Origin of the sequence: Pseudomonas urethralis, assembly GCF_021602465.1 — a bacterium.
GTDB classification, from domain to species: domain Bacteria; phylum Pseudomonadota; class Gammaproteobacteria; order Pseudomonadales; family Pseudomonadaceae; genus Aquipseudomonas; species Aquipseudomonas vlassakiae.
On the sequence record NZ_BQIJ01000017.1, the window covers coordinates 47,519 to 63,804 of the forward strand.

Below are 16,286 nucleotides of genomic sequence, written 5' to 3' on the forward strand. Positions count from 1 at the left end.
CAAGCCTTGCCGCACGACGCACTGCCAGCAATCTTTGGATGGTCTTATGGACGAAACCATTTCCTACCTGAAAGACAGGTTCAAGGATGAGCAAGACCGCTTCAATCACGTCGAGAACAAGAGCGCGCGATTCTTCACGGCGGTCTCGATTCTAATTGCAGGCCTCAGCGCAATCGCAGGCCTCAAGAACGGGGTCATTTTTCAGCTTGGATCGCCGCTGGCCATCCTGACCTTCATTGCCTTCATCGTGGCTGCGTTCGCCATTGCCTGTGCGTGGGGGCACGCCCTGAGCGCACTTCGCATCAAGGACTACCCGAACCTCCCGTCCTCCCGCGCCACTGGCGAGTATTTGATTGCCGTGGATGACGAAGGGCAGAAGAAGCACATCTACAACTGCTACATCGATACGCTTGAGGCGCTTAAGGTCACCGTAGCGGAGAAGACCAAGCCCCTGGATCTCGCATACCAGGAAATCACTATCGGAGCGGGTGCCTTCGCAGCGCTCGCTGTTCTAGTCACCTTGAGGGAGCTAATTGCGTGACCGACCAGAAGAAACCAAGCAATAGCGAGCAAACGCGTGTTCCGCCACCGCCGCCTACAACTGAATACCAACGGCGCGCTGAGGAGCCTCCTGTTAACCGTCAAGGCACAACAGACCGTCGTCGCTGAGCCGTCACTCCAGCCGAGGGGCAAGCCAACCAGGTCAGGTAGACCCACAAGCTATGTAGGTCAACCAGGCCTGGTAAGCTCATCAATATCATCAATCCCTCGACTCTCAAGGGGAGCGATTGCCCTTCATCGAGAAGGGATTAGAACAGCTGCAAACAACAATGCGACGTAGGGCAATCAATGCTCGTGGCATCACAACAAACAATCTAGGCATTGTTTTGGGTAAACGTCAGCGAGTTAATTGCCAATTCGGCACACCTCGACCTGGTAGCCCATCGCACCAAGCCTTTGTGCAAATTGCCTGAAGTTCACCTTCGAGAAAAATGGCATGTGCAGTTCTGCATTGGGTTGCATGATAGCGAACACGATTTTGTTGCGCGGCTGTGTGCCTGGGTTGAAAGCGAATTGAAACCCTCCCAGCTCTGCGAGGTGTGCGTTCACCTGGGTAACAACGTCCGGGGAGTTGATCAGAGCCTCAGCAGACACGTAAGCCTGAGAGAAGAGGTGGCTGAGCACGCTAGACGACGAGTACTTTTTGACGTGGATGATGTGGTGATCCGGTGTGAGCAAATCACAGAACTCGAACGGGCCGCCTGCGCCTGTAAGTCTTACCAGCTTCTGGTCGAGCAGATAGAAATTTACGTTATCGGCAATGCGCCTCAGGTAGGCGCCTTCGTGGTCAGTGCGGTAGGGGGGGAACTCCAGGTTGCACGGAGTTGCAGCCTCAAAAAAGCGATTCACTTGCTCGGTATAGTCGCGATCGATCTGATACCAGTCACCTTCGCTGAGTAGGTAGATTTTGCCTTCGTGCTCAATCTCCGCCTCAAGACACATGTACAAAGGCCAGGTGGCAAGTCGTTGCTCGTCAGCCCCGTAGAGGTAGATGCGCTCAGAATCCAGCGCTGGGCGGGTGACGCCGCCCAGTAAGTGCTTGGCGAGCAGCGCTTGTCTAAGATCCAGGTCAAATGAGATCACTGGGCCATTGTGCGAACGCGCACTACGTTTGACATAGCTAAAGCCGCTGACATCATTTCCGAGCATTTCAGGTGCAGCTGCGCGGACGCAGTCAAACCGCTCGGCATTCATCGCTTCCACGAGCACACGATCTAAATGTCCTTCGAGTGCCGCATCTCGCACCGGGACGATGAAGTCCATCCAGGGATATTTTTCCTTGCAGTGATCATCTTCGTAAGCCGTCAATAAACGAAGCGCGATTTCTGGGAAGTCTTCAAGCTTGACGTCGGAATGTAAGGCCAATGAGTCCGAGCCGCTGACGTACTCGCCTTCATCTTGATCGTTCTCCACGATCCCGGTCAGCGACTTGAGGATCTCCGAATCGAACTTGAAGTCGAATTCGGTTATCGACAACAGCCTCGACGACTGCGCCTTTGAGCGTAACGGAGTGCGGTCAATGTTGGATTTCTCCACAGACTTGATCAGCAGTGGATCCGTAAGGCTGAGCGCGGTGCGTAGCCCGAAGTAGCGCTCAATCGCGAGAGGATCAATCAGGTGCCTGGCATGGCCAAAAGTGAAGCAAAAAACCCTGCCTCTAATTGCCAGGACGAGCAGCGCTTTGAGCGATCTGCCGGTCAGATCAAGGCCCGCTACTTCTGGAACTGCGCCGAGGAGCTGCGTCCACTTTGGATGGGAAGGGTTTTTCTGGTGATAGAAGAGGCATTCAACATCACCTAACGCGAACGCGATTGGTCGTAGGTTGACCTCGTCGGAAAGCGCGTCCTGGATGGTTCGCCCTTCCTTGAGCAAGAACACATTGATTGTGATCTTCACGCATCACTCCTTGACCCCTCGCCTTGATGTTAAATTGGCATCTGCCACTGTCCCCGTCAAGCCAGGTAAGCGACGCGCTAGGCCACCTACTTTGGCCAAGGTGGGGATCATGAAATTAGGGTGTGCAGCACCCGTACGCGCTACCCTGTTGTATCACTCATGCAATGCACGAGGAGCGCAAATGAAGCGAAATCTGGACTCGATGCTCATGCCCGACGATCCCATTGTGCAAGAAGCCGTTGAGGCCATGAAGCGCTATCACCAAGCCCAAGACACAGGCGAGCCTGATTGCGAAGTCGAGCGGCTAAGATTGGCAGCAGAACAGCTGTTCCAGTCAATCAGCGACTACCAGCTCGCAGCCTTGGGGCATCAACCCCTTGTTCGCCACTGAGCATGGCTGAGCACCCTCAGACTCCCGATGGACGCTATTTCGTGGTGAGGGGGCGCCTATGGCGATGCAGCGATCCCACGCTCACCGTTGAGCACCGGCAGCAACTGGTCGACGCATTGATGGACGCTCGACGTGCAGTGAAGCTGGCAAAGGCAGCCAATGATCCTGACCAGCTTCTGAGAGCCAGGCAACAGGTTGACCAGGCGAAAGTTGCCTTGGGTGAGCGCGGGCCAGTTTGGTGGAGCGATGGTGCGCCCGATTACAACCGCAAGCTGGTCATCAACTCGCCTTACCATAGCTGGTACCAAGCTTTGAAATCTGGAGCCTAGCGGGCGCTATGCACCAGTGCACGCTCAGTCCTTACTCGATATATTGATGATCAGCCCGGTTATCGAGTAAGCACAGTTTGTCATTCTTTGAGTGGAATTACCCAGCGGCCCGGGATACTGAGCATCTCGTCTGGGAGGCCGCTGTGGCGGCCTATGGCGCGGATCTGCCTGCCATCCTCAGTGACCTTCTCAATCGCTACACTCGCAGTCCTGGGATGGATGCTGTCGCTCGCGTAACCCCAGAATGCCTAAGTACCCAAGGTTACGCCGCCTTGTTAACGGCGTTGAAAGCCAGCGAACGCCGGGATGTCCGGTTCTTCAATCACGGCTGGCATATCGAGATGCGGTCGCGATTGCGACGGTATGTTCATCGAGGCCTTCAGCGACAGTTAGTGGCGAACGTAATTGCTTCGGAATTGCTTGTCGAGGACTTGCTGGCACATGACCTTGGCGTCTAGCGCATGCGACAGAGATAGATGCATGCCTTCAGGACACGAAATCGACAGAGTTTGGCGGATTCAAAGCCTCGTCCGTGTTCAGTTGGACTAACGCCGAATGGTGCGTTTGTATGCACCTAGCAAAAAAAATCTAAAAAATATCGTTCTTTGATTTCAAATTCTAAAAGCAGCGGTAGCTGACGCTACCGAAAGGCGCGATTCCCCCATGCCCCAAGGGGCAGAGAAACGGAAAGCTGACCTGGTCGATCTCATTCAGTCAGGGCAAAAAAACAGGAAGAGCAGGGGCCTTGACGTTCAATTCGATCCACAAAAAGGGGTGGCATTGAGATCCAGCTTTTCTTTGGGTCTCAAATATAAGAACTCCGTTAATTTTTTAGAATGACAGAGTTGAATTTTGGGAAATGCTGAAAAATGTGATGGCGTTCACAAATTTAGGTCAAATTTGTGGCTCATCACCTGGGGAACCTTGCTCAACGCACGCAGATATCCGCCGCTCACGTCCAGTTCGATGACTCGGTGAGGGCAGCCGAAACTTGTTCGGCCAGCTCCCTGAGGACATCCGATAGTCGTCGATCCTCTCTCGCGTCGCCAGATTCTGGGTTGAAGGATTGGGCATGTCTAAGCAAGGCCTCGGCATCGTTGGTGTTGAGATCCAATTCAATACGCATGATGCGGGCCTTTAATGGAGTGAAAGCGCGACGGTGGTGTCCGTCGCGCCGAGGAGGGCTAGCGATCCTTGTTAAATGGCAGCACGACACCGCTTTCTTCGTGCGGGCTGGAAATGCGAGCTACCGAGCTTTTGAGTTTGGCCAGGTGTATCACCGGCGCCTTGTGAGTCAGGTAGTTCTGAGGCAGGCCGGTTAGCTTCTCGATATCGCTGGCCGACAACCCCACGTAGCCCGAAACAGCTTCCAGTGGCAGCACGCCAGACGACGCCAGGAGCTCGATGGTGCGTTTAAGGAGACGAACCTGCTCTGGGGCTCGTCCATCATCACCTGGTTCAGCCTTGACGCCCCAGCGTGCAGAGCGGCGTTTGAACAGCAGTGACTTGGCGTCATCATCAATGATTTTGAGTGCCCACAACCTCATCACCATGGCGGCAACTGAAACTCCCCAGCGTTGTTTCAGCAGCAGCAGGCTATCGAGGGTTACAGGTGTTTTCACATCCGCGGCAAAGGTCTCGGCAGGCAGCAGGAAGGCACCGGCGAATCGGTGCGCCTGGTCTTCCATGAGCTTGTAGCGATGTGGGTCAGTTGAGCGCTCGATGCCCTTGTGCAGAATCAAATGGCCGAGCTCATGTGCAAGATCAAATCGGCTGCGGAACCCATTGCCTTTGTCGGAGGAGAGCAGGACAAAAGGGCGGGCCAAGGCCTGGCTCCATGCCGACAACCCCTCGATTGTCGCAACGCCGGTTGTTTCGCGAACGACAATAACGCCGGCGCCTTCCACAGCCAGGGCCAAATCGGGAATTGCACGTCGACCAAGGCCCCAGAGGTCTCGGCATTCACAAGCAGCTTCTTCGATGTCGCTACTGGTGATTTGCTCAGGATCGGTGAACGATCGCTTAGGTAGGTTCACCTCAGGGAAGTCGACAAACTCCCCCAAGGACAGCACCACATCCTGTGCCCATTCGAGGCGAGCCTCCAGCATCGATCGGGCGGCGGCGTGGGCGGAAGCATTGCTTCGAAACAGCGGCAGAGAGCACTTATCCGGTAGAGGGCGAGTAAACCACTCTGGACTTACGTCAATCGCTTGAGAGAGGCTGCTGAGCGCTTCAGCTTCAGGGGCCTGCTGGCCATTCTTCCATTTGCTGATTGTTGCAGGAGATACCCCAACTATCGATGCCAGTTGGATCTGAGAAAGCGAACGTGCCGCGAGCGCCTGTACCAGGCGCCCGGGCTGAAAATCATTAATTCCACGGCTCATGATGCTGTTTGCTGTTCCGTATTTGGCAGCTTCGTTTTGAGTTTCGGTTGCGCCAGGTCTTTCTGCTTCGGCGCTTCGTCGTAGCGCGCGATGAAACGATCGAGAGGTTCGCGGAATAGCCAGCCCTGCATGCTTTCGTCAGGCACTGCGATGTAGATCCTCAGCGGCTTTTCCGGACTGAGACTCAGCGAGCCGCTAAAGCAGGCCACGATAAACAGGGTGCCAGAGTTGACGTCGACTGGGCCAAAGAGGGAAGGCTGCAACAGGTGAGCCATCGCCTCATTATCCTCAGCCAGCTTGCGTCGGGTAACGCTGCGGCTGCTGTTATTCCAGGCTGCTTCCGAAATGTTGAGGCGGCTCAGCTTGAAGAGACCGGATTTACCGACCACGACACCATTACCTCGGAGTGGAACCATCTCCGCCCCCGCGGCCATCAGTGCCTCATTGAACAACTCGTTCATGTGGAAATGGCGCATCTGCCCTAGCGCATTCTTCCGATGCCCATGAGCCAGATCTTTGGTCGCCAGGAAGGCGCGCATTGCGCCTGCGTCTAGCGCGTCCTCGATACCCATCAGCAGGTCACGTGGTACGTTGGCCATGATCAGGTCGGGGATGGAGTGCGATGGCTCTGGGATCATTAGATGATGAACTCTGGTTTCGATGAACGGGATTTTACATCAAAAAAATTTCGTGTGAAGGGGCAGTATTTGGTTTTAGTTGCTGCTTATGAGCGGTTGGACGGCCTGATGTCGTCCAGGCAATAGCAGTCCAGCCCGTAACGCAGGCTGATGGGCGTTGCTTGGTCTGGAGTGGAACCGACGTAAAGCAAGCAAAGCGGTCGGATCAGGGGGCGCGCAGGGGAGAGAGCTAAATTGCGCCCCGGTGGAGTGAAGGGGGCCACATTGCAAGGGAAGAAGCAGAGCAGGTCGACATAAGTGTCGGATCGGCGGCGCTTGGATGAAAAAAAGCCACTTCGATGTGAAGTGGCTGAACGCTAAAGCACACAACATTCAAAATCAAAAATGGATCAGGACAGTTTCCAGATGTCGCCGAGACGGTAACCAACTGGAAGCGGATCGGTCGGATCCAGCACGTATTGGTGGAAGCCGGTGAGGCGGTCGCGGCGGCGGTTCGGCTTGCTGCTGCAAAGGGCCTTCAGGTCAAAGCGAGATCCGGAGGTCACAGCTGGAAGGCATCAAGTGTGCGTGAAGACGCCATGCTCATTGATTTGGGAGGCATCAATGACATTCGGGTTGATGCAAAAGCCGCCACGGCAGTCATAGGTACAGGTGCCAAGGTCTACCAGGTGGTGGAGGCTCTGGACGAGACCAACCTGTTCTTCCCGGTCGGACACTGCCCATCCGTAGGTATCGGAGGGTTTCTGCTACAAGGCGGATGGGGTTGGAACTCACGAGCTCTGGGTGTCGCCTGTACCAATGTCACTGCAATCGATGTAGTTACAGCAGACGGCGATCTGATCCATGCTGATGCGGAAAACAACGCTGAGTATTTCTGGGGCGCGCGCGGAGCGGGTTCCGGGTACTTCGGCATCGTGACGCATTTCTACGTTAATTGCTTTGCGAAACCAGAGGGGATCTTGCATCGCCAAGAGATTTATCCGGCAGACTGCGGAGAGGAGGTGCTGAAATGGTCGTTTGGGCTTCAGAACCAACTGCCAAACGAAATCGAATGGTTCGTGTTCTGCAGTCGTCCATCTCCCGATGAGCAGGCGCAATACCGCGTTGAGGCCATCTCCTTCATGAGCGACGAAGCGGCTGGCCGCAAAGCCCTGGAGCTTTTCGACAGTTGCCCCGTGCGCAGTAGGGCAATCAGCAGTTCGCCTATTGCTTCTACTGACATGCCAACACTGCTCGCCGGCACGGACGGTCTTTACATTGAAGGGTATCGATGGGCGGGCGACAACGCTTGGTTCGACAACGCGACAGACGATCTGGCCTCTGCGTTTGTGAAAGCCGCCAATGTTTTGCCGCCATGGCCTTCTCACCTGGTGATCTACGGTTGGCCAACGCTGGAGCTGCAGGACTCCGTCTTCTCCATGGTGGGTGACATTTACGCTTGTGCCATCAGCGGCTGGAATGACCCTAGCCAGGACGATGTCCAGCGTTTGGCGTCCATGCGATCAATTTCGGTACTTGAACCTTTCGCGAAGGGGATGGGACTTGCGGATGAAGGGCTTTTCCACCGAGATGCCCCGGTTCACTCGCCCATCAATACCAAGCGCCTGGAACAGATACGCTCGCAGCTCGATCCACATCATCGCTTTTTGAGCTATCTGACCAAGCCTGCCGGCTGATGGAATCAGTTGCGGCGCGTCGCACCTCCCTGCCGCGCCGCAAGTGCCCGACAACTGCCGATGGCTTCCAGCCCAGCGCTCACCTGAGGGGAGGTTACAGATGGTGTCCGTCGTTATAGATTTGGTTCGGATGCTGCTCAAGCTGAAGTTTCTGCAGATGTTACGAAGGCATGTTGAGCAGCCTGCAGCCGCTCTTGCAGCCGGGCAACATAGGCCTCAGCTTCAACTGCATTCGCGAACGAAACTGGATGGCCGTCAATGATCATTTTGCAGCCTGATCCGTGTTCGTCGACCTGGATATCGATCTTCATGCCCGCCATCTCCTTGGTGTTGTTTTGGCGGCGCGGAGGGTGTGCGGTTGTCGCGAACAGGCAGCACGCAAATTGTTCATAGGCGTGTATGCCGGCAGCGGTATGGCACTGCATGAAGAAGCCTTCGACACGCGTCCAGGAGAGTCGATGACGCGTGCCTTGGTCTGGGGGGGACGTGCGAGGTGCCTCGCTACCGAGCGCAACCAGCCTTCGCAACGGCTTGCTTGAACAAGCAGCTGGAAGCCGTGGGTAGCAATTTCCTCTCAGCGATCCACGGCTTGATGAGTCCAGGTGACATAAGCCGCTTTGAGAGATTGAGGCAGTTGTGGGGAATCGGGTTTCAATTCGCCCGATTTCTTCACCCACTCGGTGAGCCAGGCGATGACCAAAGTTCGAGTGACAGGGCTGGGCCCAACCTGGCGCTCCAGTTCGGCAGCTACCTGATCTAGGAACGCGATCTTCAGCGTCCAACTGGGCTAGCTGATCAGCCATTGTCTCGTCCTCCTACCCCACGTGCTGCTTCGGTTCTTGGGCGGATAGAGCCAGGGCACGACCCCGGCCAGCGCCCCACGCCATGGCCCTAGTTACGTATTCACCAGGCCTTTTTGCATAGGCTTCCTCAATCCTAGCCAAGCCCGAGCGCTCGTAGATCCCGATGAACAACTGGGTGTCCCCTGTGCGGGAAAGCCGAACCTGAACATCGAGCTTGGCTCCGTCATCTAGTTCCTCCACATGGGAATGGAGCTGCAGAGCTGGATCTGCACAAGCCCAAAATACCGCTCCACGATGTCGCATCCTTGCCTCCTCATTAGGTCTCCCTCATTCGCTACATACAAGGACGCGAAATCATAGAGCAACGATGATTAGTACCACCGATCCGAGCTGCGACAGACTGTGGTGAACACCTGAGGCTCAGCGATTACCTGAAAAAGGTAGGGCGCATTTCCGTCGCCCCTGACTTTGGGAGTTCAGCATGAAAGCCATCGTGTACAACGGCCCACGTGACGTCGCGGTCAAGGATGTACCAGACGCAAAAATTGAAAAGTCTACGGACGTGCTGGTACGCATTACCACGACCAACATCTGCGGTTCTGATTTGCACATGTACGAGGGCCGCACCTCGTTTGAAGCCGGGAGAGTGTTTGGTCACGAAAATCTCGGTGAGGTGATCGAGGTGGGGGCAGGGGTCGACAGGGTCAAAGTCGGTGACCGTGTCTGCTTACCCTTCAATATTGGCTGCGGATTCTGTGAGAACTGTGAAAAAGGCCTCACTGGGTTCTGCCTTACAGCGAATCCTGGTGCTGCGGGCGCCGCTTACGGTTTTGCCGAGATGGGCCCGTATCAGGGCGGGCAGGCCGAATTGCTGCGCGTGCCCTATGCGGATTTCAACTGCCTGGTACTACCGGAAGATGCCCAAGAGCGTGAGGATGACTACGTCATGCTCTCGGATATCTTCCCTACAGGTTGGCATGCAACAGAGCTTGCCGGTTTGCTACCGGGTGAAAGCATTGCGATTTACGGCGCAGGGCCTGTCGGCCTGATGGCCGCCCATTCGGCAATCATCAAAGGTGCATCTCAGGTGTTCGTCATCGACAACCAACCGGATCGTCTGCAACTTGCCGCGCAGCTGGGGGCAACCCCAATCAACGCAGTCGAGCAGAAGGCCGTGGAAGAGATCATGAACCTGACCCATGGCAAAGGCACCGACCGGGGATGTGAGTGCGTGGGCTACCAGTGCTGCGACAAGCATGGCCATGAAGCGAACTACCTCACCATGAACAACCTGGTCGCTTCAACCAAGGCCACTGGCGGCATCGGCGTGGTTGGTGTATTCGTGCCAGAAGATCCTGGAGCGAAAAACGAACTGGCGAAGGAGGGCAAGATGGCCTTCGACTTCGGTGCGTTCTGGTTCAAGGGCCAACAGATCCGGACAGGCCAGGCGAATGTGAAGGCCTACAATCGCCGCCTGGCAGAGCTCATCCATCATGGGCGCGCCAAGCCCTCGCAGATCATTTCCCATCGTTTGAAATTGGCCGAAGGCCCAGATGCCTACAAGCATTTCGATGCGCGGGATGATGGTTGGACGAAAGTGGTGCTCAAGCCTGCTGCGTGATCCGCTCTCACTGCTTCCAGGGAAGGAAGCTTGGCGAGAAGGGAGACCTGCATGCTTTAGAAGCTAGCCTCACCGGCTTGTCAGGGCATTATCACCCGGCAACTTCCAGTTGTGTGTTCTTCCGCCACCCTCGCAGATTCATGGCGCAAAGGCAAAACTGCAGGATGATCAGAGCCCAGGCTTGTGCTTGCCAGCCCCACACAGCCCACAGCACGTTGCTTGCGATGAAACAGCAGAATCCTATCTTCCTTCTACCCGGACGGCGCGAACCGATGCACCAGGCTGCCAGTACGGTCATCACCATGGCAGGCCATTCAAGTAACCCGATCCAATATTCCATGAAACTTTCCAACTGATGATGGGATATCTGAAACTAATCACCTGCCAGCGTTCTGAGCGCTGGCAGGTGATCGCTTGACTAAGCCGCTCGCTGCTCGCCCTTGAGCATCTTTTTCTGCATTTCCATGGTTCGCCCCAGCTCCTCAAGGATGTCCTTGCTGAGCAGCTTCTTCGCCGTGGGGAACAGCTCGCCTTCTTCTTCCTCGATGTGATGCTCCAACAACTCTTTCATGACCTTGACCCGCCCGGCGAATTCGACGGTGCCGGTTTCGGTATGCAGGAGGTCGGGTAGGACGAGGGAGTCAACAGTCCGGTGTTCTTCCTTGGCCTCGTAGTACATCTTCGCTTCTTCCTTGCCACCCGCTTCCTTGATGGCCGGATAGAGTATTTCTTCTTCGAGCGCGGTGTGAATCTGCAGCTCCTGCTCGATCCTGTGGAGTAGATCGGCCCGTTTTTTCACTGCTCGCTCGGTGGTGGTCGACAGCTCTTCGAGCAGCTTCTTTACCAACTTGTGGTCTTGAATCAGTAAGTCGATAGCGTTCATGGCGTTACCTCATCACGGATTGAAAGAATGGAGAACTTGCCTGTGGTTGAGTGGCCGCCAAGCGAGACGGTTCAACGCAGATGATGTCTGGCGTCATCGTTCGGGATGGCAGCCCCCGATGGCCATTGCGGCCTTGAGGGCTGCCAGGTGAGTCAGGCCCTGCGGAAGGTTTCCCAGATATTGTCCAGTCTGCGGATCGATCATCTCCGAGTAGATGCCTACACCGTGTGACAGCCCTTGCAAAGCGTCTGCATAGGCGGCTTCGGCGCGATCCTGGTTATCCAGAATGGCCCAGGCTTCGATAAGCCAAAATGTGCAGGCCAGGAAGCAACCTTCCTCTTCCTGTGCATCGGTGTAGCGATAATGGAAAGCGCCCGCCCCCAGATCATGATCAATGGCTTCCAGCGTGCTGCGTAGACGTTCCTGGCTGGGGTAACCGAACCTGACGGCCAGTGCCAGTGAAGCGTCCAGTCGGTCGCTGCCTGGATAGAACAGGTATGCCTGACGCTCTTCGCTCCAGCAGTGCGCCTCGATCCATTGCTGGATGCGCTGTCGCTCGCGATCCCAGCGTTCCCGGCATGTAGTGGGAAGGTGACCGCCATCGGCCAATTCGATGGCCCGGCTCAAGGCTTGCCAACAGCTGATTTTAGACATCGTGTAATGCTGTTTTTCCGGCAACTCCCAGATACCGGCGTCCTGCTGACGCCAACAGTCTGCGCATTGGTCGGCAAGGCCTGAGAGGAGCATGGCGCTCGGGGAATCAAGAATGTTGCCGCTGTCGATGAAGCAACGGGCGGTTTCGAAAATGTCGCCGAACACGCCATGCTGCAGTTGGTCGCGCGCGTCGTTGCCAACCACTGGAGGCGAGTTTTTGTAACCAGGTAGATCGACAGGGCGCACGCAATCACCGATTGCACCGTCCAGGGTATAAAACACCCGTGGCCCATGTTCATCCAACCGGCGCAGTAGCCAAGTGAATGCAGCTTTGGCTTCTGGCTGCGCGCCGATGCCCAGAAATGCTTCGATGGTGTAGCCAGCGTCGCGTATCCAGGCGAAGCGGTAATCGTAGTTTTTGCTGCCGCCAATCCGTTCGGGAAGGGATGAGGTCGCTGCCGCCATGATCGAGCCACTTGGAGAGGACAGCAGCAGCTTGAGGGCCAGCGCATTTCGGATGACCTGGGTCTGGTACGGGCCGTCGTAGACCAGCCCCTTCGACCATTGGCACCACTCCCGATGCGAGCCGTCGATGCGTTCATCGATCAGGGCCAATGGCGGTAGCACCAGCGGCTCATCTCGTCCTGCGATGATTGCGACCACTGAGCGTTGTCCTGCTGCAAGGCTAAGGACAGCACGCACGCCCATGTCATCCTCGCGTTCGATGTGCACCTGATGGTCGTGCAAGAACATGCCGAGTAATCGGCCCGCATGAAAAACGCAGGCATTGTCATTCGGCGCCACGTAGGGGCTTACCGTGTCGGCTTGGGTTCCGAAGTCGATGGCGATGTCGAAGTCGACCTTACCTTCGATACCTTCGATGCGTCTGGCGAGTTCGGCCCAAGGCAGGCGTCCAGCAGGGCCACTGTTCAAGGATTCCGTCAGCCGGGCACGACCCTGACTGGTAATGAAGATTGTCTCAAGGACGTTGCTGTCTGCCAGGTAGCGGCGCTCAGCAACGAATGCCTCGCTAGGGGTAATGGAAAAGAAGCCTCCAGTCTGAGGGGCCAGCAGCTTGTCGAATAGGGGAGGTGAATCCATGTGCGGCACACACCACCAGTCGATGGAACCGTCCAGACCAATCAGTGCCACAGAGCGCCCATCGCCGAGCGCACCATACTGCTCCAGGGGCAACCATCCACCCTCATCACGCTGAGGTGCACCCTGTTGAGCTTCTACCGGTTCTCTTTCCATCGGTATGCCTTCGAGATCACGTGTTCTGATTCCGACAGGGCTATCTGGCGTCTGGTTCGTCTTGTGTGAGCGCCGCCCAAATAGAGGGAATTTAGGATTGGCATGGATATCTCATGTAAAGCGAGACAAAAGGGCGCTTCGTCCCCTCGCATTTACCCTGCAGGGAACAAGAACAAAAGGGGGCTTACATGAGTTGTCTGATTTGCGCGGGGCAAGCTGAGTCCGTCGAATGCACCAGTGGCTGGGAAGAGCGACACTGTTCTCAATGCGGCTGTTACCGAATGTCCCAGGCGCTCATTCTGGTGATGATGGAAGAGGGTCAGATTTTTGATACCGAGCGGATGCGGGCCTGGCTGGTATCTCGGCGCGAATTGATGCCCATCCCTACCATCGACCATAGCCAGGCGATATTGGCACTTTAATCGGGCCTGGGCTCTACCACTGGCTACCTGGTGTCTCACTCAGCAGGAATGATCGAAATCTTTCCATTGCGTTCGACGATGGCGAACTTGACATGCTCTATGTTCTCGATGCCTTGGCTGTCCCGCGCTGACTCAAGGATATCGTCCTCCGTGAGGCGTGCCCGACGCATGCGGTGATGCAGAAAACGTCCATTCTCAACAACCAGGGTAGCGTGCCCATCCAGAAACCTGGCCAAGGGCTTGGAGTTGAGCTTCGCGAGCGAAAGGCCGACGTCCAAAACGATCAGCGTGGCAATCACCAGCATGGCATTGGTGAATGAAAAATCCTCGCCCAGAAGTGCCTGCTGGGTGGCTTCCCCAATGATCAGTAGCAAGACGAAGTCGAAAGTCGTCAGGTCGGCCAGTGAGCGCCGCCCGGCTACGCGAAACAGCAGCATGAGGGCGACGTACATCCCGGCTGCGCGGAGGATCGAATCCATGACGCACTCCTAGGGGTAAAGAAATGTGGAAAAGTGAACGGCGCTTTGGGGGCCAGCCCTGACGCTACCCTCCAGAGTGCCCACGTGATCACTTCTAAGGGTCAGGTACAAGGTGGCCAAGCCATCTTGCCCAGTACCCAGTTGGAACAGCATGGCCTGGCCATGGGACATCGACAGTTGCGGCTGCGGTTGCAACGTCTCGATACTGGCGTTACGAAGCAACGATCCCTCAAGTTGCACCTCCACCGGCTGACCGGAGATACCCTGAACGGTGATGAAAAGGCTGTCTGTCGTGCCACTTCGGCTGAGGCGCTGGTACTCGACCCGTACCCGGCCATCCTGGCTCACCACCTCGGCATCGCTCAGCGGGCCATTACCGAAGAGGCCTGCCAAGGCAAGCAATACGATGGCCACGAGCACGTACCACCCCACGCGCTCGAAGCGCCAGACGCGCTGCTGCATCGGCATATTTTCTTGAACAGGGTGACGTCTGGATACCAATTCATCTTCCGACATGACCACAGCCCTCAGGCGCGCTCACCGCGTAACCAGCGCTGGTGATAGTAGGAAAGCCGGGTCAACCCGAACAGGGCACCTTGGCGCATGACCTCAGACCGCTCGCCGAAGAAACGTTGAGTGCGCGTGAAAACGGCATTTGGCTCGCCGGCGAAAGCCCACGCAAAGCACATCGTCCCCGGTGGTATCCCGGATTCGGGCGCCGGCCCGGCTACCCCGGTGGTGGCGATCACAACATTTGCATCGCTGTCTCTCAAGGCGCCCAAGGCCATTTCCCAAGCTACTGCTTCGCTGGTCAGGCCGTATCGTTCGATGGTTTCGGCGCTGACCCCCAGCAGGCGTTTCTTGGCGCTGGGTGAGTAGACGACGTAGCCGCTTTCCAGCACCTCTCCTGTACCCGGTACCGCGGCCAACAAAGCCACCATGCAGCCCGCAGTGCACGATTCTGCGGTGGTCAAAATCAGTTTGTTGTTTTTGAGATAGCCGAGGGCGGCCAGTACAGGGTCGTTTTCCATTCCAGAATCGACTCGCTTGTTTTGCGGTGGACGCGAGCCTGGGGTAATTGGTTCATCGCCCCTGTTGCCCGCCCATCTCCTGAAGTGTCACTGACCTGAACTTTGCCCCGTGGATTGGCTTCCCTTGTTCAAAGGCAATGGGAGGAGAGCAACATGCAGAAAGTGAGCGACAGGCAAAAAGAAGGTGCGCAGACAAGGCCGCATGGGGAAGAGGAGCGAGACAACGATGCTCATCGTCCGGATGGATCCACCGGTACATCACATGACTCGACAGCGCAAAAAACGGCCCGTGATCACGATCAGCAAAAACCCTGAAACTGCCCACGAAAAGGGTTTGAGGCTCGCCAACTCGGCGAGCCTCTTTTCGCTAAAGGATCGGTTTACCCCCAGTCACTGCGTAACGTGAGCCACTGATGTAGCTGGCCTCGTCGGAGCCCAGCAGCACGTAGATCGGCGCGACTTCGACCGGCTGCCCCGGGCGCCCCATCGGGTAGCTGGAACCAAAGTTCTTGACGGCCTCGTCCGGCATGGTTGCCGGAATCAAAGGCGTCCAGATAGGGCCTGGCGCGACGCTGTTGACCCGAATGCCTTTCTTGCCTAGCAGCTGAGCCAGGCCAGCAGTGAAGTTGGCAATGGCCCCCTTGGTCGTGGCGTAGGCCAGCAGGCTGGGGGATGGATCGTCGGAATTGACCGAGCTCGTATTGATGATCGAACTGCCCTTGGGCATGGAAGGCAGGGCCGCCTGGCAAATCCGGAAGATGGCGGTGATGTTGGTATCGAAGGTTTTCACCCATTCATCATCGTCGATCTCTTCCAAGGTCTCGTGGGACATCTGGAACGCCGCGTTGTTGACCAGGATGTCGATACGCCCGAACTGGCTGACGGTCTTTTCGACGATGTCGTAGCAGTGCTGTTTCTGCGCCAGGTCTCCGGGCAACAACAGGCATTGACGGCCTGCGGACTCAACCCAGCGCGCGGTTTCTTGCGCGTCGTCATGCTCATTCAGATAAGCGATAGCGACGTCGGCGCCTTCACGGGCATAGGCAATCGCCACTGCCCGCCCGATGCCGCTGTCTGCTCCGGTGATAAGGGCAATCTTGCCTTCGAGTCGATTGTGGCCGGTATACGACTGCTCACCACAATCCGGGTAAGGCTCCATCTTGCGTTGTGAGCCGGGGACATTTTGAGGCTGCGAAGGGAAGGGTGGGGTAGGGAAGTCGCGCATGGTAGAAGCTCCTGCAGTTGAGAACGTTCATACCGGTTC

20 protein-coding genes and 1 pseudogene are annotated in these 16,286 nt (G+C 56.5%); 8 read left to right on the forward strand and 13 right to left on the reverse strand.

Annotated features, from left to right (window positions below; genetic code table 11):
- The first annotated feature begins 46 nt into the window (after positions 1 to 46).
- Complete coding sequence (locus tag L6D64_RS22600) at positions 47 to 541, forward strand: hypothetical protein (RefSeq protein WP_054901947.1); 495 nt, start codon at positions 47 to 49, stop codon at positions 539 to 541.
- 365 nt (positions 542 to 906) lie between these two features.
- On the opposite strand, the gene L6D64_RS22605 is transcribed toward L6D64_RS22600, so the two are convergent.
- The gene (locus L6D64_RS22605; protein WP_176507745.1) at positions 907 to 2,457 is read right to left on the reverse strand and encodes a TIGR04141 family sporadically distributed protein; all 1,551 of its coding nucleotides are present in this window, start codon (positions 2,455 to 2,457) and stop codon (positions 907 to 909) included.
- Between the two features lie 181 nt (positions 2,458 to 2,638).
- Here L6D64_RS22605 and L6D64_RS22610 point away from each other — a divergent pair, with 181 nt between their 5' ends.
- Both L6D64_RS22610 and L6D64_RS22615 read left to right on the forward strand, forming a co-directional pair.
- Positions 2,639 to 2,848, forward strand: coding sequence for a hypothetical protein (locus tag L6D64_RS22610; protein ID WP_176507746.1), 210 nt, complete (start codon positions 2,639 to 2,641; stop codon positions 2,846 to 2,848).
- A gap of 2 nt (positions 2,849 to 2,850) precedes the next feature.
- Positions 2,851 to 3,177, forward strand: coding sequence for a hypothetical protein (locus L6D64_RS22615; protein ID WP_236192577.1), 327 nt, complete (start codon positions 2,851 to 2,853; stop codon positions 3,175 to 3,177).
- Between the two features lie 952 nt (positions 3,178 to 4,129).
- Here L6D64_RS22615 and L6D64_RS22620 read toward each other — a convergent pair.
- Genes L6D64_RS22620 through L6D64_RS22630 form a run of 3 tightly spaced genes read right to left on the reverse strand, consistent with a single transcriptional unit; the run spans position 4,130 to position 6,160 of the window.
- Positions 4,130 to 4,303, reverse strand: a complete 174-nt coding sequence (locus L6D64_RS22620) for a hypothetical protein (protein ID WP_176507747.1) — start codon at positions 4,301 to 4,303, stop codon at positions 4,130 to 4,132.
- A gap of 58 nt (positions 4,304 to 4,361) precedes the next feature.
- A complete protein-coding gene (locus L6D64_RS22625; protein WP_176507748.1) occupies positions 4,362 to 5,561 on the reverse strand; it encodes an XRE family transcriptional regulator in 1,200 nt (399 codons plus the stop codon).
- On the reverse strand, positions 5,558 to 6,160 hold the full coding sequence (locus L6D64_RS22630) for a hypothetical protein (protein ID WP_236192579.1): 603 nt from the start codon (positions 6,158 to 6,160) through the stop codon (positions 5,558 to 5,560). Before L6D64_RS22630 ends, L6D64_RS22625 begins: the two co-directional genes overlap by 4 nt.
- Positions 6,161 to 6,660: 500 nt before the next feature.
- Between L6D64_RS22630 and L6D64_RS22635 the strand changes: the two genes are divergently transcribed.
- Entirely contained in the window at positions 6,661 to 7,875 is a 1,215-nt protein-coding gene (locus L6D64_RS22635; protein WP_176507750.1) for an FAD-binding oxidoreductase, read from the forward strand.
- Between the two features lie 137 nt (positions 7,876 to 8,012).
- On the opposite strand, the gene L6D64_RS22640 is transcribed toward L6D64_RS22635, so the two are convergent.
- On the reverse strand, positions 8,013 to 8,186 hold the full coding sequence (locus tag L6D64_RS22640) for a hypothetical protein (protein ID WP_156340891.1): 174 nt from the start codon (positions 8,184 to 8,186) through the stop codon (positions 8,013 to 8,015).
- 41 nt (positions 8,187 to 8,227) lie between these two features.
- On the opposite strand from L6D64_RS22640, the pseudogene L6D64_RS22645 reads away from it, so the two are divergent.
- A pseudogene (locus L6D64_RS22645) lies at positions 8,228 to 8,414 on the forward strand (hypothetical protein); the annotation flags it as partial.
- Between the two features lie 276 nt (positions 8,415 to 8,690).
- Here L6D64_RS22645 and L6D64_RS22650 read toward each other — a convergent pair.
- Entirely contained in the window at positions 8,691 to 8,981 is a 291-nt protein-coding gene (locus tag L6D64_RS22650) for a hypothetical protein (protein WP_232964198.1), read from the reverse strand.
- Between the two features lie 178 nt (positions 8,982 to 9,159).
- On the opposite strand from L6D64_RS22650, the gene L6D64_RS22655 reads away from it, so the two are divergent.
- Positions 9,160 to 10,299, forward strand: coding sequence for a glutathione-independent formaldehyde dehydrogenase (locus L6D64_RS22655; protein ID WP_176507751.1), 1,140 nt, complete (start codon positions 9,160 to 9,162; stop codon positions 10,297 to 10,299).
- A gap of 91 nt (positions 10,300 to 10,390) precedes the next feature.
- On the opposite strand, the gene L6D64_RS22660 is transcribed toward L6D64_RS22655, so the two are convergent.
- From L6D64_RS22660 to L6D64_RS22670, 3 genes are all read right to left on the reverse strand, one after another.
- Positions 10,391 to 10,639: a hypothetical protein gene (locus L6D64_RS22660; RefSeq protein ID WP_176507752.1), complete on the reverse strand. Its 249-nt coding sequence runs from the start codon at positions 10,637 to 10,639 to the stop codon at positions 10,391 to 10,393.
- Positions 10,640 to 10,717: 78 nt separating this feature from the next.
- Positions 10,718 to 11,182, reverse strand: coding sequence for a hemerythrin domain-containing protein (locus tag L6D64_RS22665; protein ID WP_176507753.1), 465 nt, complete (start codon positions 11,180 to 11,182; stop codon positions 10,718 to 10,720).
- A gap of 93 nt (positions 11,183 to 11,275) precedes the next feature.
- Positions 11,276 to 13,030 (reverse strand): glycoside hydrolase family 15 protein, encoded by a 1,755-nt coding sequence (locus L6D64_RS22670; RefSeq protein ID WP_176507785.1) that lies wholly within the window; start codon positions 13,028 to 13,030, stop codon positions 11,276 to 11,278.
- 248 nt (positions 13,031 to 13,278) lie between these two features.
- Here L6D64_RS22670 and L6D64_RS22675 point away from each other — a divergent pair, with 248 nt between their 5' ends.
- Positions 13,279 to 13,512 (forward strand): hypothetical protein, encoded by a 234-nt coding sequence (locus tag L6D64_RS22675; RefSeq protein WP_146024565.1) that lies wholly within the window; start codon positions 13,279 to 13,281, stop codon positions 13,510 to 13,512.
- Positions 13,513 to 13,547: 35 nt separating this feature from the next.
- Here the strand turns inward: L6D64_RS22675 and L6D64_RS22680 are convergent, their stop codons facing one another.
- Genes L6D64_RS22680 through L6D64_RS22690 form a run of 3 tightly spaced genes read right to left on the reverse strand, consistent with a single transcriptional unit; the run spans position 13,548 to position 15,022 of the window.
- Entirely contained in the window at positions 13,548 to 13,991 is a 444-nt protein-coding gene (locus L6D64_RS22680) for a DUF421 domain-containing protein (protein WP_054902874.1), read from the reverse strand.
- Between the two features lie 9 nt (positions 13,992 to 14,000).
- Positions 14,001 to 14,507 carry a hypothetical protein gene (locus tag L6D64_RS22685; protein ID WP_054902873.1) on the reverse strand — a complete coding sequence of 169 codons (507 nt, stop codon included), beginning with the start codon at positions 14,505 to 14,507 and terminating at the stop codon, positions 14,001 to 14,003.
- Positions 14,508 to 14,518: 11 nt separating this feature from the next.
- Positions 14,519 to 15,022, reverse strand: a complete 504-nt coding sequence (locus L6D64_RS22690) for a CinA family protein (protein ID WP_054902872.1) — start codon at positions 15,020 to 15,022, stop codon at positions 14,519 to 14,521.
- Between the two features lie 153 nt (positions 15,023 to 15,175).
- On the opposite strand from L6D64_RS22690, the gene L6D64_RS22695 reads away from it, so the two are divergent.
- Positions 15,176 to 15,337: a hypothetical protein gene (locus L6D64_RS22695; protein ID WP_176507754.1), complete on the forward strand. Its 162-nt coding sequence runs from the start codon at positions 15,176 to 15,178 to the stop codon at positions 15,335 to 15,337.
- Positions 15,338 to 15,389: 52 nt separating this feature from the next.
- Here the strand turns inward: L6D64_RS22695 and L6D64_RS22700 are convergent, their stop codons facing one another.
- Entirely contained in the window at positions 15,390 to 16,247 is an 858-nt protein-coding gene (locus L6D64_RS22700; protein WP_176507755.1) for an SDR family oxidoreductase, read from the reverse strand.
- Between the last annotated feature and the right edge of the window lie 39 nt (positions 16,248 to 16,286).